Consider the following 23,556-nt stretch of genomic DNA (forward strand, 5'->3'; position numbering starts at 1 on the left):
CCATGTATGACGGCATCGTCCAAGACCTGATCGACGAGTTCGGCCGGCTCCCCGGTATCGGCCCGAAGTCGGCACAGCGGATCACCTTCCACATCCTGCAGTCGCCGTCGTTCGATGTGTCGCACCTCGCGAAGCTGCTGGCCGAGGTGCGCGAGAAGGTGCGGTTCTGCGAGGTGTGCGGCAACGTGTCCGAGCAGGATCGGTGCTCGATCTGCCGAGACCCTCGCCGCACTGCGACCCTCATCTGCGTCGTCGAGGACGCCAAGGACGTCGCGGCGATCGAGCGCACGCGCGAATTCCGGGGTCTCTACCACGTGCTCGGCGGCGCCATCAGCCCGATCGCCGGCGTCGGGCCCGACGATCTGCGCATCACGCAGCTGATGCAGCGCCTGGCCGACGGCACGGTGCAGGAGGTCATCCTCGCCACGAACCCGAACCTGGAGGGCGAGGCCACCGCGACGTACCTGAGCCGTCTGCTGCACACGCTCGAGATCCGCGTCACGCGGCTGGCCTCGGGCCTGCCCGTCGGCGGCGATCTCGAGTATGCCGACGAGGTGACGCTGGGCCGGGCCTTCGAGGGACGCCGGACCCTGTGAGCGACAGCACCACCGGGTTCAGCCGGCGTGCCTGGCTCCTCTTCGCCGCGATGGCCGTGCTGTGGGGAATGCCGTACCTGTTCATCAAGCAGGCGGTGGACTCGCTCTCACCGCCGGCGGTCGTCTGCATCCGCACTCTCGGCGCCGCATTGCTGCTCCTGCCGTTCGCGCTCCGCGGCGGCGTGCTGCGACAGGCGCTCCGCGCGTGGCCCTGGGTGCTCCTCTTCGGACTTCTCGAGATGGCCGCGGCGTACCTCCTGCTCAGCCACGCCGAGCTGACCCTGTCGTCGGGGATGACGGGTCTGCTCGTGGCCACCGTTCCCCTCTTCGGCGCGATTCTCGCCTTCGCCGCCGGTGATCGCGGAGCGCTCGGTCCGCTGCGCGCCACCGGGCTCGTGGTGGGGTTCGCGGGTGTCGCCGTCATCGTCGCCGGGCCCGGTCTCGCCCTCGGCTCCGGATCGGGCGGCCTCATCGCCGCCGGAGAGGTGCTGCTGGCGGCGATCTGCTACGCCGTCGCGCCGTTCATCGTGACCAAACGCCTGTCGCACGTGCCGACGCTGGGCGCGGTGACGTTGTCGCTGCTGGTCGTCGGTATCGCGTATCTGCCGGCTGCGCTCCTCACGCAGCACACCCCGCCCACCACCACGAGCCTCCTCGCCGCGGCGGCGCTGGCGGTGCTGTGCACGGCGCTTGCATTCCTGGCGTTCTTCGCCTTCATCGCCGAGGTCGGTCCGGCTCGCTCGACGCTGTTCACCTATGCGAACCCCGTCGTCGCGATCGCGCTGGGCGTGCTCATCCTGGGCGAATCCCTCTCGTGGGGGCTCCTCCTGGGGTTTCCCCTCGTGATCGCGGGATGCTGGCTCGCCGCCACCGGCGGCACCACGCGGATTCGCCGGCGCTCCCGAGTAGCGCCACCGGTCGCCCCGGGCTGACCCGCCTCCGGCGCGCCCGTCCCGCCGCCACCCGACGCGGACGCCCGTCCTTCCCCGGCGCGTGGACTCCGGAGGATGCGGGCGTATGTCGGCCGCGGCATCCGTGCGTCCGTAAGATGGTGCGTCGGGCGTGGCATCCGCCCGCTCAGCGTCGGCGGCAGCCGGCGACAGGTCCCGGGAGATCGAACGTGGCGCTGATCGTCCAGAAGTACGGCGGATCGTCCGTGGCTGACGCCGAGAGCATCAAGCGCGTCGCCAAGCGGATCGTCGACACCCGCCGGGCCGGTCACGAGGTGGTCGTCGCGGTGAGCGCCATGGGCGACACCACCGACGAGCTGCTCGAGCTCGCTGCGGAGGTCGCCCCGATCCCCGCCCCCCGCGAACTCGACATGCTGCTCTCCAGCGGAGAGCGCATCGCCATGGCGCTGCTGGCCATGGCGATCCACTCGATGGGCTTCGAGGCGCGCTCGTTCACGGGCAGCCAGGCCGGCATGATCACGGACGGGACCCACGGCGCGGCCCGCATCGTGGATGTGACGCCCGTGCGTCTGCGCGAAGCGCTCGATGAGGGCGCCATCGTGATCGTGGCCGGGTTCCAGGGGTTCAATCGCGACACGCGGGACATCACCACCCTGGGCCGTGGCGGGTCCGACACCACCGCCGTCGCCCTGGCCGCCGCGCTCGAGGCCGATGTGTGCGAGATCTACAGCGACGTCGACGGCATCTTCACCGCCGACCCCCGGGTCGTGCCCCGCGCCCGCAAGCTCGACCGCATCTCCAGCGAGGAGATGCTCGAGCTCGCCGCCAACGGCGCGAAGGTCCTCTACATCCGCGCGGTGGAGTACGCCCGCCGCCACGGCGTCATCATCCACGCGCGCTCGACCTTCAGCTCGGGCGAGGGCACCTGGGTGCTCGACCCCTCCCGCACGTCCCACCTCATCCCCGAGGGAGCCCCCATGGAAGAGCCCATCGTCGCCGGCGTCGCCACCGACCTCAGCCAGGCGAAGATCACCGTCATCGGCGTGCCCGACGTGCCGGGCAAGGCCGCGGAGATCTTCAAGATCGTCGCGAAGTCCGGCGCCAACGTCGACATGATCGTGCAGAACGTCTCGGCCGCCGCCACCAGCCGCACCGACATCTCCTTCACGCTGCCCAAGACGGATGCGGCGACCGCTCTGAAGGCCCTGGCGGCCGACCAGTCCGCTGTGGGCTTCGAGAGCCTCGTGCACGACGACCAGATCGGGAAGCTCTCCGTCGTCGGCGCGGGGATGCGGACGCACTCGGGCGTCTCGGCGACCCTGTTCGAGGCGCTGAGCGTCGCCGGGGTGAACATCGAGATGATCTCCACCTCGGAGATCCGCATCTCGGTGGTGCTGCGCGGCGATGACCTGGCCGAGGCCGCCCGCGTCGTGCACTCGGCGTACGGCCTCGACGGCGACGTGGAGGCGACCGTCTACGCCGGCAGCGGCCGCTGAGCCCGCTGCCTCCCGCAGCCCCGAGCTGTTCACAACTCAGGAGACACGCCGAGCGCCCGGCCCGCTGACGCGTCATCCCGGCCGGATCTCCTGAGTTGTGAACGGCCTGCCGTGATCCGGCGGCGACACGTCGGATCCGGGCGCCGCGGGAGGGTGGAGCTCTTGCGCCGCTAGAATCGGGCCACCGCGATCCCGCGGCATCCCCACGTGCGACGGCCCCGCGCCGCCGCATCCGAGGCGACCGAGGTACACCGTCATGACCCGCATCTCCGACTCAGGACTCTCCCTCGCCGTCGTCGGCGCCACCGGACAGGTCGGCGGGGCGATGCTCGACATCCTCGAGGAACGCGGATTCCCCGTCCGCGAGCTGCGCGCCTTCGCCACGGCTCGCTCGGCCGGGTCGGACGTCGTCTTCCAGGGCAAGGCCGTGATCGTCGAGGATGTCGCCACGGCCGACCTCGCCGGGATCGACATCGCCCTCTTCTCCGCCGGCGCCACGGGCTCACGGGCGCACGCCCCGCGGTTCGCGGAGGCCGGAGCCCTCGTCATCGACAACTCCAGCGCGTGGCGGATGGACCCCGACGTGCCGCTCGTGGTCAGCGAGGTCAACCCGCACGCCATCGAGGACGCGCGCAGGGGCATCATCGCCAACCCCAACTGCACCACCATGGCCGCGATGCCGGTGCTGAAGGTGCTCGACGCGGAGGCGGGCCTGGAGCGACTCATCATCAGCACCTACCAGGCCGTCAGCGGGTCGGGCATCTCCGGTGTGCAGGAGCTCCTCGGTCAGGTCGAGGGCGTCCTCGCGCAGGGCGATGTGGAACGTCTCGCGCGCGACGGCTCCGCGCTGGATTTCCCCCAGCCGGACAACTACATCGCGCCCATCGCGTTCGATGTCATCCCCTTCGCCGGCAACCTGGTCGACGACGGCCTCAACGAGACCGACGAGGAGAAGAAACTCCGCAACGAGAGCCGCAAGATCCTCGAACTCCCGGGCCTGCGCGTGGCGGGGACGTGCGTGCGCGTGCCGGTGTTCACCGGTCACTCGCTGAGCATCAACGCCGAGTTCGCCCGTGATCTCACCCCCGAGCGCGCGCGTGAACTGCTCGCCTCCGCCCCCGGCGTGACCCTCGAGGAGGTGCCGACGCCGCTGCAGGCCGCGGGAAACGACCCGACGTATGTCGGCCGCATCCGCGCCGACCAGTCGGCGCCGGAGGGCAAGGGGCTCGTGCTGTTCATCAGCAACGACAACCTGCGCAAGGGCGCCGCCCTCAACGCCGTGCAGATCGCCGAGATCGTCGCCGCTCGTCTCAGCGCCGCCGCCTGAACCGCCCGCGCTTCTCTCGACGTCGAGCGGTCGGATCTCTCGATGTCGAGACAGCAGGAGCTGCCCGCCTAGAATCGTCGGGTGACCGAAAACGTCGACGTCCTGCTCATCGGGGGCGGGATCATGAGCGCGACCCTGGGAACGCTGCTGAAGGATCTCCAGCCCGACTGGAAGATCGTGGTCTGCGAGCGCCTGAGCGCAGTCGCCCAGGAGAGCTCCAACGCGTGGAACAACGCCGGCACCGGCCACGCCGCGCTGTGCGAGCTGAACTACACGCCCGAGGGCCCCGACGGCACGATCGATCCCGCCAAGGCGATCGCGATCAACGAGCAGTTCCAGCAGAGTCGCCAGCTGTGGTCGACCCTTGTGGAGGAGGGCGTCCTGGATGCTCCGTCCACGTTCATCAACGCCACCCCCCACATGACGTTCGTCCGCGGGGAGAAGGACGTGGCGTTCCTTCGCAAGCGCTACGAGGTGCTCAAGAAGGAGCCGCTGTTCGCCGGCATCGAGTACAGCGAAGACTCCCGCGTCATCCACCAGTGGGCACCGCTGCTGATGAAGAATCGGCTGAAGAGCGACGAGCCGTTCGCGGCCACCCGCGTGCCCTCGGGAACCGACGTGGACTTCGGTGCCCTCACGCGCCAGCTCTTCGACCACCTCGCGGACGCCGGCGCCGATGTCGTGACCAACTGCGAGGTCCGCAAGCTCAAGCGCCAGAAGGACGGAACGTGGCTCGCCACCTACCGTGGGACGGTGGGCAAGACGCCGGGGACCATCCGCGCGCGCTTCGTCTTCGTCGGGGCCGGGGGATGGGCGCTCAAGCTTTTGCAGCGCTCGGGGATCCCCGAGATCAAGGGGTACGGCGTGTTCCCCATCGGCGGTCAGTGGCTGAAGACCTCCAATCCCGCGATCGTCGCGCAGCACAGGGCGAAGGTGTACTCCCAGGCATCCGTGGGTGCGCCGCCCATGTCGGTGCCGCACCTGGACACGCGCGTCGTGGATGGCGGGACCTCTCTGCTGTTCGGTCCCTTCGCGACGTTCAGCCCCAAGTTCCTCAAGAACGGTTCGATGCTCGACATCGTGTCGCAGGTGCGACCGCACAACCTGTGGCCGATGCTGAAGGTCGCCATCGACAACCCCAGCCTCATCCAGTACCTGGTCGGCGAGCTGCTGAAGAACCACGCGAAGAAGGTCGACAGCCTCCGCACGTTCATGCCGACCGCCAAGGATGAGGACTGGGAGCTGCTCAACGCCGGGCAGCGGGCACAGGTGATGAAGCGCGACCCGAAGAAGGGTGGCGTCCTGCAGTTCGGCACCGAGGTCGTCACCGCGGAGGACGGTTCCATCGCGGGTCTGCTCGGCGCGTCTCCGGGAGCATCCACCGCCGTCTCGATCATGCTGGGCCTGCTGAAGACGTGCTTCCCCGACCGGATGCCGGAGTGGGAAGGGCGTCTCAAGGAACTCATCCCCAGCTACGGCGAGACCCTCAACCCCCGCCCCGAGGTGGCGCGGGAGATCACGAGCGAGACCGCTCAGACGCTGGCCCTCACGGCGTAGACCGCGCATGGCGAAGCTGTACTTCCGCTACGGCGCGATGAACTCGGGCAAATCGACCGGGTTGCTGCAGGCGGCGTACAACTACGAAGAGCGCGGGCTGGAGGTGCTGCTCGCGAAGCCGGCGATCGACACCAAGGGCGCCCAGCAGATCGAGAGCCGCCTCGGGGTGGCCCGGCCGGCCGATTTCCTTCTCGGCCCCGGCGACGACGCGCGCGCCGTCTTCGCGGCCGCAGCCGGTGATCGTCCGATCGCGTGCCTCCTCGTGGACGAGGCGCAATTCCTCACCCCGCAGCAGGTGGACGACCTCCTGCGGGTGGCCGTGCTCGATGACATCCCGGTGATCGCATACGGGATCCGCACCGACTTCCGCACCGAAGCCTTCCCCGGATCGCGTCGCCTCCTGGAGCTCGCGCACAGCCTGGAGGAGCTGAAGACCATCTGCCGGTGCGGACGCAAGGCGATCTTCAACGCCCGGCTGGTCGACGGCCGGTTCGTCTTCGACGGCGACCAGGTCGCGATCGACGAGGGGCCGTCCACCGGGGTCGTGACCTACGAATCGATGTGCGCGGTGGACTACCTCCGGGAATCGGGCGGGCGTCTGGACGGCCGCTGAGCGGCATCCCGGAGGTCCGTTCCGCGCGCCGCGCACCGACCGGCAGCGGCGACGGCGGATACGCTGGCAGTATGCGAGTTCTCCTGTCCGGCGGCGCCGGATACATCGGTACGCACACCGCCGTGGCGCTTCTGGATGCCGGACACGACGTCGTCCTCCTCGACGACCTGTCGGGCACGTCCGCCGTGGCCGCCGACCGCGTGGCGCAGATCACCGGCAGGGCAGCGCCACTGGTGGTGGGGGATGCCACGGATCGCGACGTCGTCGAGAGCGTCTTCGCCGAGTACGGCCCGATCGACGCGGTCATCCATCTCGCTGCTTTCAAGGCGGTGGGGGAGTCGACCCGGATTCCGCTGGAGTACTACCGCAACAACCTCGACAGCACCTTCGCGCTGGTCGAGGCGGGCGTGCGCCACGGCATCCGCTCGTTCGTGTTCTCCAGCACCGGCACGGTGTACTCCGATCCTGCCGACCTGCCGTTCACCGAGGACTCGACGACGAGCGTGGACCTCTCCAACGCGTACAGCAAGTCCAAGCGCATGAACGAGGTGGTCCTCGAGGACGTGGCGCGCGTGAACCCCGACCTCAACGTGACCGTGCTGCGGTACTTCAACCCCGTGGGCGCCCACCCCAGCGGCCTCATCGGCGAGGACCCCGCGGGCATCCCGAACAACCTCATGCCGTACGTGTCGCGCGTGGCGATCGGCGCGCTGGAGGAGGTCGGCGTGTTCGGCGACGATTACGACACCCCCGACGGCACGGGCCTGCGCGACTACATCCACGTCGTCGATCTCGCGGAGGGCCACGTGGTCGCGCTCGAGAAGGCGCAACCGGGTTATGCGGTGTACAACCTCGGGACCGGGTCGCCGGTGAGCGTGCTCGACCTCATCGCCTCGTTCGAGAAGGCCGTCGGGCGGGAGCTTCCCACGCGGATCCTGCCGCGCCGGCCCGGCGACGTCGCGGCGACGTACTGCGACCCGTCGAAGGCCGCGCGCGAGCTGGGCTGGCGCACGCGCCTGTCGATCGACGACGCCAGCCGCGACTACTGGAACTGGCAGAGCCGCAACCCGACAGGCTACGCCCCTCGCCCCTAGCCCTCGCCCATCCCGTCGACTCGCCACAATCCGTCGCCTTTACGCTCCGAACCCGACGTTTGCTGGCGACTGGACGGGGGGTTACCGGCGCGGCGGCCAGGGGATCAGCATCGACGTCGTCCGGCGGTAGTCGGCGTAGGCGGGGTACTTGGATGCGCTGATGGACTCGGTGAGGATCGTCGAGCCGATGAACAGGACGGTCAGCAGAACCGGTCCTGCGATCGTCCAGTTCAGCAGGCCGCCCCACACGCCCAGGCCCGCCGTCGCCGCGGCGACCGCCCCGATCAGATAGAACACCCACCACTGCGCCTGCTCGAAGAAGAAGTTGGGGTGCCGGCTGAAGCGGAAGAGTCCCGTGGTGAGGAAGCCGGGCTCAAGGGTTCCGCCCGCGCGCTTCTTGGCCTGGTGGAAGTCCCATTGCTGCTGGTCGGCGACGAACTCGCCCGCGAGGAACGCCACGAACAGAATCGCCAGCGCGCCATCCCACCCCGTCAGAGGCTCGGGATGCTCCCACGCCATGGCCGCCGGGAGCGAGATCAGCACAAGCAGAGCGTTCTGGTACAGCACGATGAAGAGCAGGTTGAAGACCTGGAACTGCGCCGGGCTCATCCGCTCGCGCAGGATCGCCCACCGGTAGTCCTCCATCCCGGTGTAGCCGCCCTTGCGCGCGAAGTTGAACGTGAGGCGCGCGCCCCACGCCGTCACGAGGACAGCCATGAGCACGGCGCGGCCGGCGTCGCGCGCATCGGCGATCGTGGCGATCGCGAACACCCACACGTATAGGACCGGGACGATCGACCAGATGCGGTCGACCCACGACGTATCCTTCGTGACCAGCGACAGGACCCAGCACGCCGCACAGGTGACGGCGGCGAGGATCAGCACGACGCTCAGGGGCTCCACGGGCTCAGGCTAGCCCTTTGTGCGGTCGCGACGCCGGGGGTATTGTGGTCAGACCACAGGGAGGTCGTATGGCGTCGCGTGCTGCGCCACGGGCATGGCAGGTCGTGCTCGAGCGCATCGAGGCCGACCTCCGCGGAGGGCGCCTCGCCCCCGGCGATCGGCTCGCCCCCGAGCGCGAGCTGGCCACGCAGTTGGGCGTCGGCCGCTCGAGCGTGCGCGAAGCGCTGCGGGTGCTGGAAGTGCTCGGGCTCATCCGCACCGCCACCGGCTCCGGACCCAGCTCCGGTGCGATGATCGTCGCGACCCCCCGCGGCGGCCTTTCGGCTCTCCTGCGCCTCCAAGTCGCCGCGAACGGCTTCCCCGTCGATGACGTCGTGCGGACGCGCCTCGTGCTGGAGACGGCCGCCCTGGAGGCGCTGGCGAGCGCGCCGGACCGGGACACCGCATCCGCTCACACCGTGCTCGACGCGATGGATGCCGCGGACCTGTCACCGGCGGAATTCCTCGCACTGGACGCGCAACTGCACCTGACGCTCGTCGAAGCGTCGGGAAACCTTGTCGTCGCGGCCATGATGGAGGGCCTCCGCACCGCGATCGAGACGTACGTCCTCGCCGGCGCCAGCGCGCTGGAGGATTGGGATGCCGCCGCCGATCGCCTCCGCGCAGAGCACCGCGCGATCGTCTCCGCCGTCGACGCGGGGGACGGCGGAGAGGCTCACCGCCTCGTCCGCGCCCACATCTCCCGGTACTACGCCGAGGCCGGACTCGCACACCCCCGCGAAGGAGAGAACGCATGGTGACTCGCCAGTTGCCCAAGCCCGCCGAGATCTTCGAACTGATGAAGTTCAAGGCGCCCGAGCTCAACGCCAAGAAGCGCCGCCTGGAGGGCGCGCTCACGATCGCGGACCTGCGTCGCATCGCGCAGCGCCGCACGCCCAAAGCCGCGTTCGACTACACCGACGGTGCCGCCGAGGGTGAGCTGTCGCTGGCCCGTGCGCGCCAGGCGTTCGAAGACATCGAGTTCCACCCCAGCGTGCTGCGCCCGGCCGAGAACGTCGACACGTCCACGATGATCCTGGGCGGACCGAGCGCGCTTCCCTTCGGCATCGCCCCCACCGGCTTCACGCGACTCATGCAGACCGAGGGGGAGACCGCCGGGGCCTCCGCGGCGGCGGCGGCCGGGATCCCGTTCACGCTCTCGACCCTCGGCACGACCTCGATCGAGGGTGTCAAGGAGGCCACCCTTCGAGAGCCTCAGGGACCGGTTCCCGGACGTAACTGGTTCCAGCTCTACGTCATGCGCCAGCGCGAGATCTCTTACGATCTGGTGCGGCGAGCGGGGGAGGCGGGCTTCGACACCCTGATGTTCACCGTCGACACCCCGATCGCCGGCGCTCGGCTGCGCGACAAGCGCAACGGATTCTCCATCCCGCCCCAGCTGACCCTCGGCACGATCATCAACGCGATCCCGCGGCCGTGGTGGTGGATCGACTTCCTCACGACGCCGAAGCTGGAGTTCGCCTCGCTCACCGACACCGGTGGCACCGTCGGCGACCTCCTCAACGCCGCGATGGACCCGACGATCAGCTACGACGACCTCGACGTGATCCGGGGGATGTGGCCGGGGAAGATCGTCATCAAGGGTGTGCAGAACGTCGAAGACAGCGTGCGACTCGTCGACGCGGGCGTGGACGGCATCATCCTCTCCAACCACGGCGGCCGACAGCTGGACCGCGCACCGATCCCGTTCCACCTGCTGCCCCACGTGGTGCGCGAGGTGGGGACGGACGCCACCATCATGATCGACACCGGCATCATGAACGGCGCCGACATCGTCGCATCCGTCGCCCTCGGGGCGAAGTTCACCCTCATCGGCCGCGCCTACCTCTACGGCCTCATGGCCGGCGGGCGCGCCGGTGTGGACCGCACCATCCAGATCCTGCGCACGGAGATCGAGCGCACGATGGCGCTTCTCGGGGTGGCGTCGCTGGCCGAGCTCGAGCCCCGGCACGTCACGCAGCTGTCGCGCCTCGTGCCGCTCGGCGATCCCGCTCCCGCCGCCGCCCAGGCGTAGCCGGCTCCACGAGAAACGACGTTCCGGACGAGAAACGCCGCGCCGCGTTATGTCTCGTCCGGGACGTGGTTTCTCGTGGGTCAGCGTGCGGCGAGCGTCGGCAGGAGAGCGTCCAGGTACGTGGCGGTGTCGGGCCAGCCTTCGACCGCGTGGCAGGGGACGCCGAGCGTGAGCACGGGGTAGTCGTTGCCGTCGGGGTCGAGGCGGTCGCCGACGAACAGCATGTCGTCGAGCGCGATGCCGGTGACCTCGGCCAGTCGGGTCATGCCGTAGGCCTTGTCGATGCCGCGGTGGGTGATGTCCACGGACGTGGAACCTCCCGAGCGGACTTCGAGCTCGGGGATGCGGGCGGCCACGGCTTCGCGGAGCGCATTCTTCTTCGCGCCCGTGGGATCCCACGCGGTCTTCGCGGCAAGCGGTGCCCTCTGCCCGAGCGCCGAGAACGTGATCTGCGAGCCGCGGTCTTCGAGGATGTCGCCCCACGTCTCGCTCTCCCAGAGGCCCAGGCGCCGGGCTTCTTCCTCGACGGCGGCGAGGGCACGGGACTTCTCGTCGTCGCTGAGCGAGTGGGCGTAGACCGTCTCGATGCCGCCATCGGCGAGACGGTAGTACTGCGTTCCGCAGGTGGGCATGAGGTGCACGTGGCTGAGCGTCTCCGCCGACGCGGCCGGGAGACGCTCGACGACCTGGGTGCGGAACTGCGCGAGCTGCCCACCGGAGATGATGGCGACCTCGACGCGCTCGGCGAGGGCGATCAGCAGGTCGCCGATCCGCGGGTCGATCGGGCTCTTGGACGGGGCGAGCGTGTCGTCGAGGTCGAAGGCGACGAGGCGGGGCGTGGGTGCGGGCACGGTGCTCCTGTCGACGACGTCCGGTACGTGAAGAAGGCCCCGTCAGGCGACGGAGCCTTCTCCAGATGTTAGGTGGTCGGGGTGACAGGATTTGAACCTGCGGCCTCTTCGTCCCGAACGAAGCGCGCTACCAAGCTGCGCCACACCCCGTAACAACCACCCGAGTCTACCCCGAACCGACGGATGCTCCGAACCGCGGCCGGCCCGTCACCGCGCCGGACGACGACGCCGCTGAGCGAGGTGTGCCAGGAGGGCGAGGCCCGCGAGAAGGGCAGCGACGCCGCCCGCGCCGAGGCGGGAGCCCGCGTCATCCCACAGTCCCGTGGCCGCGAGCGACCGCGGCGTTTCCTGCGGCGCAGGCGCCGGCGGGGGAGTCGGAATGTGCACGATCTGGGTGGGTGCGGCGAAGTCCTCGGCCCAGAGATACTCCGGCTCCAGGAAGGGGGCGACGTCCGGCTCCTGCGCCGAAGCGGCGATCTCCCAGACCGCGGTGTAGTAGCCCGGGCCGGGCAGCTGCCAGTCCGAGGTCACGCGGTAGGTCCCGGCGCCCCGGGACGGATCGGTGACCAGTTCGAGCTCACCGATGGGCGCGGCGTCCGACGGGATCCCGGGGCCGGTGGGCGCCCCCTCGGTTCGGTATACGACGGCCGTCGCGCGGAGCGAGACGAACGCTCCGTCAGCCGTGCGGGGCCAGGCTCCCTCGACCGGCGCGATCGTCACATCGTCCACGAAGGGGCCCCCGTTCGCCTCGGGAACGAGGACCTGGGTGGTGATGCCGGGGGAGAAGACGACCGGTCGGGGCGTGGCATCCACAGCCTCCACCGAGTACTCCATCCCGCCGCCGGGCCCCGCGGTGTGCTGCTGGCCCTCGGTCGTGTAGTACCGCACAGCCGGCGCCATCGTGGCCGTCAGCGTGGCCGCGGCGTGCACGGTGAAGGGCGACCCGCTGTCATCCGGCGGCGTCGCGAGGATCTCGTGCGTGCTGCCCGGGGCGACGCCGGCCAGCTCAGCGTGTCCCGACCCGACGAACACGGCGTTCCGGAGGGTGACGACCGCCGTGGTGCCTGCCCCGCCCTCGAGCCGCACGGTGCCCCGCCGCGGGTCGGCGCCGTCCATCGTGAGGGTGAGCACGGCATCCGTGCCGGGAACGGTCACCCCCATCCCTTCGGCGTAGTACGCCTCGGCCTTCTGCTGGATCGCGGCGGAGTGCTCGGGGGCGAGCCGGGCGAAGGTCCAGTCCACGGCACCCGCCAGCGAGTCGCCGGGGTACCCCCAGGAATGCAGGGTCGTGTTCCAGTCGGCGATGGCCTTCACGGCCCACCCGACGCCGGCCGCCTGCACGGGGTCGGTGGTCTGCCCGTAAGTGGTCACCAGGTGGTTGATGCCCGCGAGCTGCTTCGGCGAAAGGCCGGCAGCATCCCCGCGAACCCCGTGGTCGGTGCTCGGTCCGGTCGGGGCGGGGAGCCCGGGCACGATGCAGTAGGTGTGCACGCCGTCGATCAGCATCGACCCGTGCCATCCGTCTGCGGAAAGGGGCGCCCACGTGCCGAATCCGCTGCCCTGGGATGCGGCGGACGCCGGCGGTGCCGCGAAGAGGATGCCCGCGAGCACCAGGAGGGCGCACACGAGCGCGCCGATCAGGCCCCGGCGGCGGCACGGGAGGGGGGTGGGCACGGAGGTCATCGCGCATCCTTTCGACAGGTGATCTCCGTCGATGGTGCGGTGTGCGCCGGCGCCGTCGGGCGCGATGTCGGCCTGGTGTGGAGGAACGGTCGCCGCGGGTCCTTGGGGAGGAGGAGTGGCGGCGCCACCGGGCGAACGCCGAATCCGTGGCGCGCGAGGCCGCGCTCAGCGGGGGAGGAGCGTGAGGAGCGTGACTTCGGGGCGGCAGGCGAACCGCACGGGCGCGTAGATGGAGTGGCCGATGCCGGCGCTGACGTTCAGCGGAACCGTGCGGTCATGGTGCGACCACTCGCTGAGACCGCGTGCCTGGTCGAGCGGGATGTCGCAGTTCGCCACGAGCGCCCTGCGGCTCCCGGGAATCCGGACCTGGCCGCCGTGGGTGTGACCGGCCAGCAGCAGATCGGCGCCGAGGTCGGTGAACGCGTCGAGGATGCGGCGATAGGGCGCGTGCGTGACGCCGAGCGACAGATCCGCGGCATCCAGACCGCCGAGCGCCGCGGTCGTCGCGCCCACATCGTCCCAGTCGCGATGGGCATCGTCGACGCCGAAGGCGCGGATGCGGAGGTCTCCGACGGCCAGCGCGGACGCGGTGTTGTCGACATCCGTCCATCCCAGCTCGTCGCTCAGGTAGCGGTCGAGGGCGTCGACATCGAGGTGCGTCACGTCGGGCTTGCGCGTCGACGGCCCCGAGAAGTACCGCAGCGGATTGCGCGGTGACGGGGCCTGCGTGTCGTTCGAGCCGTGCACGTAGAGGCCCGGGACGCCGGCGAATGGGGCGAAGGCGGTGCGGATTCCCTCGAGCCCATCGACGTGCCCGAGGTTGTCGCCGGTGTTGACGATGAGGTCGGGTCGGAGATCTGCGAGGCCGGCGATCCACTCCTGCTTGCGGTGCTGCCACGGCGCCATATGGGCGTCCGAGAGGTGGAGCACCCGCAGGGGCGTCGCGCCGGCGGGGAGGATGCGGAGGGCCGCGTACCGGACGGTGAAGAGGTATCGCTCGATCCCGACGCCCCACACGGCCGCGGCCGCACCGACGGCCCCCACGGCCCCGAGGGTCGTGAGGGCGGTCCTGGCGATCAGACCCGCCGCCACTTAGCAGTCTCTGGCGGTGACGGCCAGGACTACGGCAGCACTGCGCGAGGCCAGGGTTCCGGCACCCGGGTTCGTCCCGGTGGCCGAGCCCGCAGCCGGCGCGTTGGGATCTTCCGTGCAACTGGCCGACAGGTTCGTGAAGCCGGCTGCCCGGAGGGCTTCGGCGGCTGTTGCCCCGTTCATCCCGGCCACCGTGGGGATGGCGGTGGCCTGCCCGTTGCTCGGGTTGATCGTGATGGGCGCGCCGCCCGGGGCGGAGCCCGTGGGATTCTGGGCCGCCACGATGTCGGTCGGCCGGTCGGAGTCCACCGGATCGCCGACGGTCACTTCCCAGCCCGCATCCTGCAGCGTCGCACGCGCCTGGTCGACCGTCTGCCCCACGACGTTCGGAACATCACGCGTGACCTGCTTGGTCAGGGTCGACGCGGGGGAGGGGAAGGAACGCTCGCCGGGATAGATGTCATTGGCCACCGACTGCACGGCCCGGGCGATCGGATAACGGATATCCGAGAGGGCGCGACCCCTGTAGTAGTTGCGGAACGGGTTCAGGGTGCCGTTGGCGTTTCCGGCCCACACCGCGGTGGCGACCTTGGTGCTCGATTCGACCATCCACGTCTGGAGGAGCTCGTGCGTTCCCGTCTTGCCGAGGACGGCGACGCCGTCCCGCGGGTTGGCCTGGGCACCGGTGCCGTTGTTCATGACGCCCTGCAGAGCGTACGCGGCCGTGGCTGCCACCTCCGGGGTGAGCACCTGCGTGCAGGAACGGTCGGGCTTCGGCAGCTCATTGCCCTCGCTGTCCGTGACGCGGTCGATGATCTGCGGCTCGCAGTACATTCCGCCGCTGGCCACGGTCGCGAACGCCCCGGCCATGGCCATCGGCGACACGGGATCCGGCCCGATGACCTGGGCCGGGCCGTTGACGGCGATCGGCACGGCCGTGTCGTTCAGGGCGCTCGCGCGCACGGCGACACCCTCTTCGTTCACGGCAGAGTTGGCCATCACGCCCATGCGTGCGGCCACCTTGCCGATGTCGCACAGGTCGAGCTGGGCAGCCATGGCGACGAAGCCGGAGTTCAGCGACTGGGCCGTGAACGACATGGGAGTGCCCACCCCGCCGCCGCCGCCGCCGAAGTTGTTGGCCTTCCACGTGTTGTTCACGGTGTCGCCGACGCAGCTGTTGGTGAAGCGCTTGATGGGGAAGGAGCGGCCGTTGACCGACTCGTTGACGGAGTGCCCCTTCTCCAGCCAGTCGATGAGGGTGAACAGCTTGAAGGTGGAGCCCGCAGAGAAGCCGTTGGATGTCCCGAAGACCGGGTCTCCGGCATACACGATCGAGCTGAAGGACGGGTCGTTCTCCGTCACCGCGGGATCCTCGCTGAACTTCGTGTTCTGCGCGATCGCGAGCACACGGCCCGTTCCTGCCTCGACACTGACCGAGGTGGCCCCGTACCGCGTGTTGGGCATGGCCTCGGGGGCATACTGCGTGATCGCGTCCTCCGAGGCCTTCTGCACCCGCGTGTCCATCGTGAGGTAGACCCGCAGGCCCCCGCGCTTGAGCGCGCGCTCACGGTCTGCGGCTGTTTCGCCGAAAGCCTTGTCGTTGCGGATCACGGACACGGCGTACTGGCAGAAGTACGCCGCCTCGCCCGTGGTCTGGCAGCCCGTCGGCGCGGGAGTGATGGCGGGGGAGATGGGCTCCAGAACGGCCTGGTCGTACTGCTCCTGCGTGATCTTCCCGTCGTCGAGCAGACGGCTGAGAACGTAGAGCTGGCGGCTCTTGGTGGCGTTGTAGCCGTCGGCGGCGGCGAGGTACTGCTCCTGGGTGATCTCGCCGGACTCGAGCTTGGTGTTGAGCGCTGCCAGGATGTTCGGGTTGTCCACCGCTCCGTTGGGTGCGCCGTTGTCTTCGCGGTCGGGCTGGTCGATGCGGTACGTGTTGGGGTTCTGCACGATGCCGGCGAGGATCGCCGCCTGCCCGACGGACAGTTGGGAGGCGGGCACGTTGAAGTAGTACTTCGCCGCAGCATCCACGCTGTAGGTCGTGCCGCCGAAGTTGGCGATGTTCAGGTATCCGAGGAGGATGTCGTTCTTCGCATACTGCTTCTCGAGCTGGATCGCGTAGCGCATCTCCTGGAGCTTGCGCTGGTATCCCTCGATGCCCGAGGACTGCGTCGCCTCCAGGAAGCACGCCTGCTTGGCTTCGTCGAGCGACACGACCTCCTTGCCTTCGTCGTCGACCTCACGCTCGGCGTTGGATTCGCAGCGCTGGATCAGCACGTTCTTCACGTACTGCTGGCTGATCGAGGAGCCACCCTGGGTCTGGCCGCCCTGCGCGTTGCTGAGGAGCGCGCGAGTGGTGCCGATGAGGTCGATGCCGCCGTGCTGGTAGTACCGGGGATCTTCGGACGAGAGGATCGCGTCGTACATGACGGGCGAGATCTGATCGAACGCGACGACCGAGCGGTTCTGTTCGTAGAACTGCGTGAGCGGGTAGTCCTCGCCCGTCTCGGGGCTCTTGACGAACAGCTCCGTGGGCTGCATCACCTTGTCGATCTCGAGGTAGCTCGGCATGTTGTCGAAGATCGAGATGGCGCTGGATGCGGCGGCACCCGAAACGGCGATGGCCGGGGTGATGGTCGCGGTCACCAAGACGCCCGCAACGGCGCTCAGGCCGACGAGGCCGGCGAGACCGCCGAGCACACCGGACGTCGTCCGTTTCGTATCAGGCATAGGGTGATGCTAGGCCAGATTCCTGGGCGAAGCCTTGATTGGCATGCGCCCCGGGCGCTGTCGTGCGGCCGCCCCCTGAATGATCGGAGCTGTCATGACCACGTGGGAATACCTCACGGCACCCCTGCTCATCCACAACACCGCTGCGATCCTCAACAACTGGGGCAAGCAGGGCTGGGAGCTCGTGCAGGTGGTGACGGGCCCCGAGGGGGGCCTCGTGGGCTACTTCAAGCGCCCCTCCGGCGGCGGGAACGCCAACGCCGGGCTCGGCGCTGCGGCGCAGGCTTCGGAGCAGTTCGGACAGGGCGCATGAGCATCGCCGGCCGCCTCCACGAACTCGGACTCGAGCTCCCCGACGTCGCCGCACCGGCGGGTGCGTACGTGCCCGCCAAGGTGCACGGCGACCTCGTCTTCACCGCGGGGCAGCTGCCGCTGGTCTCCGGCGCCCTGCCCGCCACCGGCAAGGTCGGCGACGGGCACGGCCTCGTCCCCGCCGCCGACGCGCATCAGTACGCGCGGCTGTGCGCGCTGAACGCGATCGCTGCCGCGGCCGATGCTGCAGGCGGGATCGATCGCCTCACCGGCGTGCTCAAGGTCACCGGCTTCGTGGCATCCGTTCCCGAGTTCACCGGGCAGCCCGGTGTCATCAACGGCGCGAGCGAACTGCTCGGCGAGGTCTTCGGCGAGTCCGGCCGCCATGCGCGCTCGGCCGTCGGCGTGCCGGTGCTGCCGCTGGACAGCCCGGTCGAGGTCGAGGTCGTCTTCACCCTCGCCTGACAGCGGACGCTCGCCTGACGGCGCGCGCCGCCTGCCGCCTGCCGCGCGCCGTCTGGCGCCTGCGCCGCGAGAGCCGCTGCATCCAGCCGCCGCTCGAGTGCACAACGGCGGAGATGGGTGGCGACACGCGGGCGTGGCGGGCCTGGATGCGGCGTGTCCCGGTCGATCTCCGCCGTTGTGCACGCGCGACCGGCCACCCACGCCAACCGGCCGGACCCACGCCAACCGGCCGGGCCCACTCCGACGGCCGGGCCCACGCCGACGGCCGGGCCCACGCCGACCGACCCAGGCCCACCGTCGGCCCAGGCCCAGGCCCAGGCCCGCCCCAGGCCGACCCGTCGGCCCAGGCCCACCCCAGGCCGACCCGCCGGCCCGCGCCGGAACCGAACGGAACCGAACGGAACCGGACGGAACCGAACGGAACCGAACGGGCGCTCTACTTGACCTGCTTGCTGATGACGCTCATCACGGCCGTGTCGGCGAGGGTCGTCGTGTCGCCGACCTCGCGGCCCTCGGCCACGTCGCGCAGCAGCCGGCGCATGATCTTCCCCGAACGGGTCTTGGGCAGCTCGCCGACGATGTAGATGTCGCGCGGACGGGCGATGGGCCCGATCTGTTCCGCGACCCAGCTGCGCAGCGTCACGGCCAGGCCCTCGGGGGAGTGCTGCTTGAGGAAGCTCTCCTTGATGATGACGAACGCCACGACGGCCTGACCGGTGGTCTCATCGGATGCACCCACCACTGCCGCTTCGGCGGTGGACTCGTGAGCCACCAGCGACGATTCGATCTCGGCGGTGGAGAGCCGGTGGCCGGAGACGTTCATCACGTCGTCGACGCGTCCGAGCAGCCAGACGTCGCCGTCATCGTCCAGGCGCGCGCCGTCGCCGGCGAAGTAGTACCCCTTGTCGGCGAACTTGTCCCAGTAGGTCTCCTTGTAGCGCTCGGGGTCGCCCCAGATGCCGCGGAGCATGCTCGGCCACGGCTTGGTGATCACGAGCAGCCCGCCGTTGCCGTTGCCGACGTGCTCGCCGGCGTCGTCGACCACGTCCACCGCGATACCGGGAAGCGGAACCTGCGCCGAACCGGGCTTGGTCTCGGTGATGCCGGGAAGGGCGGAGATCATGATCGCGCCGGTCTCCGTCTGCCACCAGGTATCGACGACCGGCGTGGATTCGCCCCCGATGATGTTGCGGTACCAGACCCAGGCCTCCGGGTTGATCGGCTCGCCGACCGACCCGAGGAGGCGCAGCGATGACAGATCGAAGCGCTGCGGCACCTCTCGGCCGATCTTCATGAACGAGCGGATGGCCGTCGGCGCGGTGTAGAACACCGTCACCCCGTATTTCTGGATGATCTCCCACCACCGGCCCGGATGCGGCGTGTCCGGCGTGCCCTCGTACAGCACCTGCGTGGCGCCGTTGGCGAGCGGCCCGTACGTCACGTAGGAGTGCCCCGTGATCCAGCCGATGTCGGCGGTGCACCAGTACACGTCCGACTCGGGGTGGATGTCGTGCACGACCCGGTTCGTGAACGCGGACTGAGTGAGGTAACCGCCCGAGGTGTGCAGGATGCCCTTGGGCTTGCCGGTCGTGCCCGAGGTGTAGAGGATGAACAGCGGGTTCTCGGCGGGGAACGGCTGGGCCTCGTGGTCGGCGGATGCGGCCGGCACGACCTCGTGCCACCACAGGTCGCGGTCGGCGTTCCACTCGACCTCGTTCCCGCCGCGGCGGACGACGAGGACGTGCTCGACGGTCTCCTGCGGGCCGCTGCCGTTGCGGTCGGCGAGGGCCATGTCGACGGCGGGTTTGAGCGCGGAGACCTTTCCCTTGCGGTAGCCGCCGTCGGCGGTGATGACGACCTTCGCGCCGGCGTCGTCGATGCGGGCGCGCAGGCTGTCGGCCGAGAATCCGCCGAACACGACCGAGTGGATGGCTCCGATCCGCGCGACGGCGAGCATCGCCGCGACCGCCTCCGGGATCATCGGCAGGTAGATCGCGACGCGGTCGCCCGCGCCCACGCCGAGCCCCGCCAACACGTTGGCGACGCGCTTGACCTCCTCGGTGAGTTCGGCGTAGGTGACGCGGCGCTCGTCGCCGGGCTCGCCTTCCCACAGCAGGGCGACGCGGTCGCCGTTGCCGGCCTCCACGTGCCGGTCGAGGCAGTTGTAGGCGACGTTCAACTCGCCGTCGGCGAACCAGGTGGCGAACGGCGGGTTCGACCAGTCCAGCCCCTGCGTGAACGGTGTGTGCCAGTGCAGCAGTTCGCGTGCCTGATCGGCCCAGAAGCCCTCGGGGTCGGCGGCGGCGCGCTCGTACAGGTCAGCGGTGCCCACGGCCTCCGCAGCGAACTGCGCCGGTGGGGCGAAGCGCCGAGTCTCGGAGAGAAGATGGTCGATCTGACTGCTCATGCGCGCTCCTTTGCGGGAATGTCGCGCGGCGCGGGGGAATGCGCCGTGGCGACACGGTCAATCTAGTTGGCGTGGTGAGAGCCCGACTACCTCCGATAGTTGGGGCACGTGCGTCGAGGCCGCCGATTTGCTCCCCTCGGCGATGTGCGTAAGGTGGATGCGGCCCGAACATCGTTCGGCAGACGTGATGAGCGTGTCCCCCAACATCGCTCGTCGCGTGGCGGCATCCCGTCCCCCCCATATGGGATGCCGCCTTCTCTTTTTTCACATCCCAGTGCCGGGAACGTGCGCCACGGGGGAACGCGTCAGCTCTGCAGCGAGGCCAGGAACTCGTCGGTCGTGCGGACGTCGTCGCGGTCGTAGGTGCTGACGCTCGCGAGCAGCTCGGCCGCCCCGGTGCGCGCCATGAGCTCGGCGAGCGTCTGCGCCACCTGCCCCGGGGTGCCGGCGATGGCAGCATCCGCCGCGGCCATCACCGCCCCGACCTTCTTCGGCGTGCTGGAGTCGAGCATCCGCCGCACGTCCGCCACCGGCTCCAGGGCGCGGAATTCGCCGATCTCGCGCGCGTTGGTGGCAGCCCACGCCTCGGGGAGCCGGAGGTCGCGGGCGCGCTCCGGCGTCTCGGCGACGACGACATCGACGCTCACCATGAGGTAGGGGTCGGGCACACCGGGACTCGGACGGAACGTGTCGAAGTACGCCTCGATCGCGGCGTCGTCTCGCAGGGCCGGCCCCGCGATGACCGCGGGAAGCCCCAACTCCGCGGCGAGCGACAACCCATCCTTGATGGCGAGCAGGAACAGCGGGGGAGCATCGACCCGAGGCCTGACCGTGATCTCCGCCTCACCCGTCACGAATCGGCGCACCTGCACGACCTCGGAGGCGTATTCGTCCGGGCTCACGGTGTTCCGACCGAGCGCTCTCCGGATCGGGGAGGTGAAGCCGAGGGAACCTCCCAGCCCCACGTCGATGCGGCCGGGGTACAGCGCCTCGAGGAGGAGCGCCTGTTCGGCGATCACGAGGGGACTGTGGTTGGGGACCATGATCCCGCCGGTGCCCAGGCGGATGTGTCGCGTGCGTGAGCCGATCGCCGCGAGCAGCACGGCCGGGGCGGCGCTGGCGATCCCAGGGACGCCGTGGTGCTCGGCGGTCCAGAACCGGTCGAAGCCGAGGGCGTCGGCCCGCACCGCGCGCTCCACGGTCGTGGCGACGGCCTCCGCGTCGGATTCTCCGGCGCGCGTGCGCGACCGGTCCAGCAGGGAGACGCGCATTTGTGACCTTCCGACGTTGCCGAACGCGCAGCACGCTCCGATGGCCGGCCGCTGCTTCGCTGGATGACGCAACAGCGGGCCGCCCGGCGCGATTCCCGGCTCCGAGCGGCCGATCCCGTTCGCTGTGCAGCCCTTCTCCCCAGGCGCGGATGGAGGAGCGCTGTCCACCGACCGTGCTGCTCTCGGGCTCGCCGACGCCCGGGGCCCGTAGCGTCGCCGCATGCCCCCTCCCTTCGTCGTCACCCCCCGGCGAGAGCGGTCGGCATCCTCCTCTCCCGCGGCGCCGCCTGCCTCGCCCGGAGCGCGAGATGCCGCGCCCGGAGCGCGGGATGCCGCGCTGGAGCCCTTCGCGCGGTTCCTGGCGGACCCCGACGTCACCGACCTCTTCGTCAACGGTTCAGACGGTCTCTTCGTCGACCGCGGCGACGGGCCGCACCCTGTGCGGGAGTGGCGGGCCGCCGAGAACGACGTCCGCGACCTCGCCGTCGCCCTCATCGGGGCGGGAGGGCGTCACATCGACGACGCGACGCCCTGCGTCGACGTGCGTCTGGAGGGGGGTGTGCGCGTCCACGCGGTCCTGCCGCCGATCTCCTCGGCCGGCACGACCATCTCCATCCGGGTTCCCCGCGTCATAGCGCCCGACCTCGACGAGCTGGTCGCCCGCGGGCTCACCGACGACACGGGTGCGCGACGCCTCGACCAGCTCGTCCGCGACCGCGTCAACCTGCTCATCACCGGGGCGGCCGGGTCTGGCAAGACCACCCTCCTCTCCGCCCTCCTGTCCCGGGCGCCGGCCACCGATCGCATCGTCACGATCGAGGACGTCGCCGAACTGCGGCTGCACCATCCGCACCACGTCGCCCTGGAGGCGCGGCAGCCGAACCTCGAGGGCGCCGGCGGGATCGACCTGGCACGGCTGGTGCGCGAAGCCCTGCGGATGCGGCCCGACCGTCTCGTCGTCGGCGAATGCCGCGGTGTAGAGGTGCGCGAGCTCCTCTCGGCGTTGAACACCGGCCACGACGGTGGCGCCGGAACGCTGCACGCGAGCGGCCTGGCCGACGTCGCCGCGCGGCTGGAGGCACTCGGTGCGCTGGCGGGCCTGGACGACACGGCGCTCGCGCGGCAGGTCGTCAGCGCCATCGGGTGCGTCCTCCATCTGGTTCGCGGCGCCGACGGCCGTCGGCGCATCGCGGGAACGGGAAGCCCGAGCATCGAGGCGGGCCGGCTGCAGATCGTGGGGACGCCGTGGGTCTGATCAGGCGACGCCGCGATGCGTCCCCGGATGCGGCGGCGACAGCCGACACCGTCCTCCGCCTGGCGGTCCTGTTGCGCTCGGGCATCGCACCGGCGCGCGCGTGGACCGTGCTCGATGACGGCGGCGACGCCCTCGCCGGCCGAGTGCGCGCTGCGGCGGCGCGCGGCGAGGACGTCACCGACGCGCTCGCCGCAGAAGGGGGAGCGTGGCGGGAGGTGGCCGCCGCCTGGTCGGTGGCCACCACCGTGGGAGCGCCGCTGTCGGACAGTCTCCGCGATGTCGCCGCGGCTCTGCGGGACGGTCAGCGGACGGCCGATGAGGTGCGCGTCGCGCTCGCCGAGCCGGCGTCCACGGCGAAGCTCCTCGGCTGGCTCCCGCTCGTCGCCGTCGCTCTGGGTATCGCCCTCGGGTTCGACACCGCCGTGGTGCTGACGACCACGCCGTTCGGGCTGGCGTGCCTGACCGCCGGCCTCCTGCTGCTGATCGCCGCGCGGCGATGGAACGCCGCCCTGGTGCGCCGAGCGGCGCCCCCACCCGGCATCCCGGGGATGACGGCGGAGCTCACCGCCATCGCGCTGTCGGGCGGAGCGTCGGTCGAGCGGGCGAGACAGCTCGTCCGCGGTGCCCTCACCGGTGTCGACGGCCTCTCCGGCGCCGACGACGGTGATGTCGACGACGTGGTGGCGCTCTCCCGCGCGGCAGGGGTTCCGGCCGTCGAACTGCTGCGCTCGTCCGCGTGGCTCGCGCGCCATCGCGCCCGCACCGACGGGCGGTTGCGGGCGGCGCGGCTGAGTTCCCGCCTGCTGGTGCCGCTGGGCGTGTGCACCCTGCCGTCCTTCCTGTTCCTCGGCGTCGCCCCGATGATGCTGAGCATCCTCTCCTCCGGCGTGCTGACGCTGTGACCACCGACGTGCCCACC

20 protein-coding genes and 1 tRNA gene are annotated in these 23,556 nt (G+C 70.3%); 13 read left to right on the forward strand and 8 right to left on the reverse strand.

Going from position 1 to position 23,556, the window contains the following annotated elements; all coding sequences use genetic code 11:
* Window positions 1–2 precede the first annotated feature (2 nt).
* From recR to galE, 7 genes are all read left to right on the forward strand, one after another.
* Window positions 3–596 (forward strand): recombination mediator RecR, encoded by a 594-nt coding sequence (gene recR, locus AC2DFQ_RS07250; RefSeq protein WP_484508518.1) that lies wholly within the window; start codon window positions 3–5, stop codon window positions 594–596.
* Entirely contained in the window at window positions 593–1,528 is a 936-nt protein-coding gene (locus AC2DFQ_RS07255) for a DMT family transporter (protein ID WP_484533425.1), read from the forward strand. Before recR ends, AC2DFQ_RS07255 begins: the two co-directional genes overlap by 4 nt.
* 188 nt (window positions 1,529–1,716) lie before the next feature.
* A complete protein-coding gene (locus AC2DFQ_RS07260; protein WP_484508520.1) occupies window positions 1,717–3,003 on the forward strand; it encodes an aspartate kinase in 1,287 nt (428 codons plus the stop codon).
* 256 nt (window positions 3,004–3,259) lie between these two features.
* On the forward strand, window positions 3,260–4,330 hold the full coding sequence (locus AC2DFQ_RS07265; protein ID WP_484533426.1) for an aspartate-semialdehyde dehydrogenase: 1,071 nt from the start codon (window positions 3,260–3,262) through the stop codon (window positions 4,328–4,330).
* Between the two features lie 81 nt (window positions 4,331–4,411).
* On the forward strand, window positions 4,412–5,887 hold the full coding sequence (locus AC2DFQ_RS07270; RefSeq protein ID WP_484508522.1) for a malate:quinone oxidoreductase: 1,476 nt from the start codon (window positions 4,412–4,414) through the stop codon (window positions 5,885–5,887).
* Window positions 5,888–5,894: 7 nt separating this feature from the next.
* The gene (locus AC2DFQ_RS07275) at window positions 5,895–6,500 is read left to right on the forward strand and encodes a thymidine kinase (RefSeq protein ID WP_484533427.1); all 606 of its coding nucleotides are present in this window, start codon (window positions 5,895–5,897) and stop codon (window positions 6,498–6,500) included.
* Window positions 6,501–6,571: 71 nt separating this feature from the next.
* Complete coding sequence (gene galE / locus AC2DFQ_RS07280; protein WP_484533428.1) at window positions 6,572–7,594, forward strand: UDP-glucose 4-epimerase GalE; 1,023 nt, start codon at window positions 6,572–6,574, stop codon at window positions 7,592–7,594.
* Between the two features lie 81 nt (window positions 7,595–7,675).
* Here galE and AC2DFQ_RS07285 read toward each other — a convergent pair whose 3' ends face one another.
* Window positions 7,676–8,497 (reverse strand): DUF1295 domain-containing protein, encoded by an 822-nt coding sequence (locus AC2DFQ_RS07285; RefSeq protein ID WP_484533429.1) that lies wholly within the window; start codon window positions 8,495–8,497, stop codon window positions 7,676–7,678.
* A 68-nt stretch (window positions 8,498–8,565) separates the two neighbouring features.
* Between AC2DFQ_RS07285 and AC2DFQ_RS07290 the strand changes: the two genes are divergently transcribed.
* Both AC2DFQ_RS07290 and AC2DFQ_RS07295 read left to right on the forward strand, forming a co-directional pair.
* On the forward strand, window positions 8,566–9,297 hold the full coding sequence (locus tag AC2DFQ_RS07290) for a FadR/GntR family transcriptional regulator (protein WP_484533430.1): 732 nt from the start codon (window positions 8,566–8,568) through the stop codon (window positions 9,295–9,297).
* A complete protein-coding gene (locus AC2DFQ_RS07295) occupies window positions 9,291–10,571 on the forward strand; it encodes an alpha-hydroxy acid oxidase (RefSeq protein ID WP_484533431.1) in 1,281 nt (426 codons plus the stop codon). The genes AC2DFQ_RS07290 and AC2DFQ_RS07295 overlap by 7 nt, the downstream gene beginning before the upstream one ends.
* A gap of 80 nt (window positions 10,572–10,651) precedes the next feature.
* Here AC2DFQ_RS07295 and AC2DFQ_RS07300 read toward each other — a convergent pair whose 3' ends face one another.
* The 5 genes from AC2DFQ_RS07300 to AC2DFQ_RS07320 all read right to left on the reverse strand — a co-directional run bounded on the left by AC2DFQ_RS07300 (window position 10,652) and on the right by AC2DFQ_RS07320 (window position 16,927).
* On the reverse strand, window positions 10,652–11,422 hold the full coding sequence (locus AC2DFQ_RS07300) for an HAD-IIB family hydrolase (RefSeq protein WP_484508528.1): 771 nt from the start codon (window positions 11,420–11,422) through the stop codon (window positions 10,652–10,654).
* Between the two features lie 73 nt (window positions 11,423–11,495).
* Window positions 11,496–11,572 (reverse strand) — tRNA-Pro (locus AC2DFQ_RS07305).
* 57 nt (window positions 11,573–11,629) lie between these two features.
* Entirely contained in the window at window positions 11,630–13,105 is a 1,476-nt protein-coding gene (locus AC2DFQ_RS07310; RefSeq protein ID WP_484533432.1) for a hypothetical protein, read from the reverse strand.
* Between the two features lie 165 nt (window positions 13,106–13,270).
* The gene (locus tag AC2DFQ_RS07315) at window positions 13,271–14,197 is read right to left on the reverse strand and encodes a metallophosphoesterase (RefSeq protein WP_484533433.1); all 927 of its coding nucleotides are present in this window, start codon (window positions 14,195–14,197) and stop codon (window positions 13,271–13,273) included.
* Window positions 14,198–16,927, reverse strand: a complete 2,730-nt coding sequence (locus AC2DFQ_RS07320) for a transglycosylase domain-containing protein (RefSeq protein WP_484533434.1) — start codon at window positions 16,925–16,927, stop codon at window positions 14,198–14,200. It abuts the gene before it with no gap.
* Between the two features lie 94 nt (window positions 16,928–17,021).
* On the opposite strand from AC2DFQ_RS07320, the gene sp36 reads away from it, so the two are divergent.
* Both sp36 and AC2DFQ_RS07330 read left to right on the forward strand, forming a co-directional pair.
* On the forward strand, window positions 17,022–17,240 hold the full coding sequence (gene sp36, locus AC2DFQ_RS07325; RefSeq protein ID WP_484508532.1) for a Sp36 family protein: 219 nt from the start codon (window positions 17,022–17,024) through the stop codon (window positions 17,238–17,240).
* Complete coding sequence (locus tag AC2DFQ_RS07330; protein ID WP_484508533.1) at window positions 17,237–17,704, forward strand: RidA family protein; 468 nt, start codon at window positions 17,237–17,239, stop codon at window positions 17,702–17,704. Before sp36 ends, AC2DFQ_RS07330 begins: the two co-directional genes overlap by 4 nt.
* A gap of 436 nt (window positions 17,705–18,140) precedes the next feature.
* Here AC2DFQ_RS07330 and acs read toward each other — a convergent pair whose 3' ends face one another.
* Both acs and AC2DFQ_RS07340 read right to left on the reverse strand, forming a co-directional pair.
* Window positions 18,141–20,111 (reverse strand): acetate--CoA ligase, encoded by a 1,971-nt coding sequence (gene acs, locus AC2DFQ_RS07335; protein ID WP_484533435.1) that lies wholly within the window; start codon window positions 20,109–20,111, stop codon window positions 18,141–18,143.
* Window positions 20,112–20,416: 305 nt separating this feature from the next.
* Complete coding sequence (locus AC2DFQ_RS07340; protein WP_484533436.1) at window positions 20,417–21,382, reverse strand: MsnO8 family LLM class oxidoreductase; 966 nt, start codon at window positions 21,380–21,382, stop codon at window positions 20,417–20,419.
* Between the two features lie 220 nt (window positions 21,383–21,602).
* Here AC2DFQ_RS07340 and AC2DFQ_RS07345 point away from each other — a divergent pair, with 220 nt between their 5' ends.
* Window positions 21,603–22,637: a TadA family conjugal transfer-associated ATPase gene (locus tag AC2DFQ_RS07345; protein WP_484533437.1), complete on the forward strand. Its 1,035-nt coding sequence runs from the start codon at window positions 21,603–21,605 to the stop codon at window positions 22,635–22,637.
* Complete coding sequence (locus tag AC2DFQ_RS07350) at window positions 22,628–23,539, forward strand: type II secretion system F family protein (RefSeq protein WP_484533438.1); 912 nt, start codon at window positions 22,628–22,630, stop codon at window positions 23,537–23,539. The genes AC2DFQ_RS07345 and AC2DFQ_RS07350 overlap by 10 nt, the downstream gene beginning before the upstream one ends.
* Window positions 23,540–23,556 lie beyond the last annotated feature (17 nt).

The sequence above is a fragment of the Microbacterium sp. Z11_20 genome, assembly GCF_057197605.1.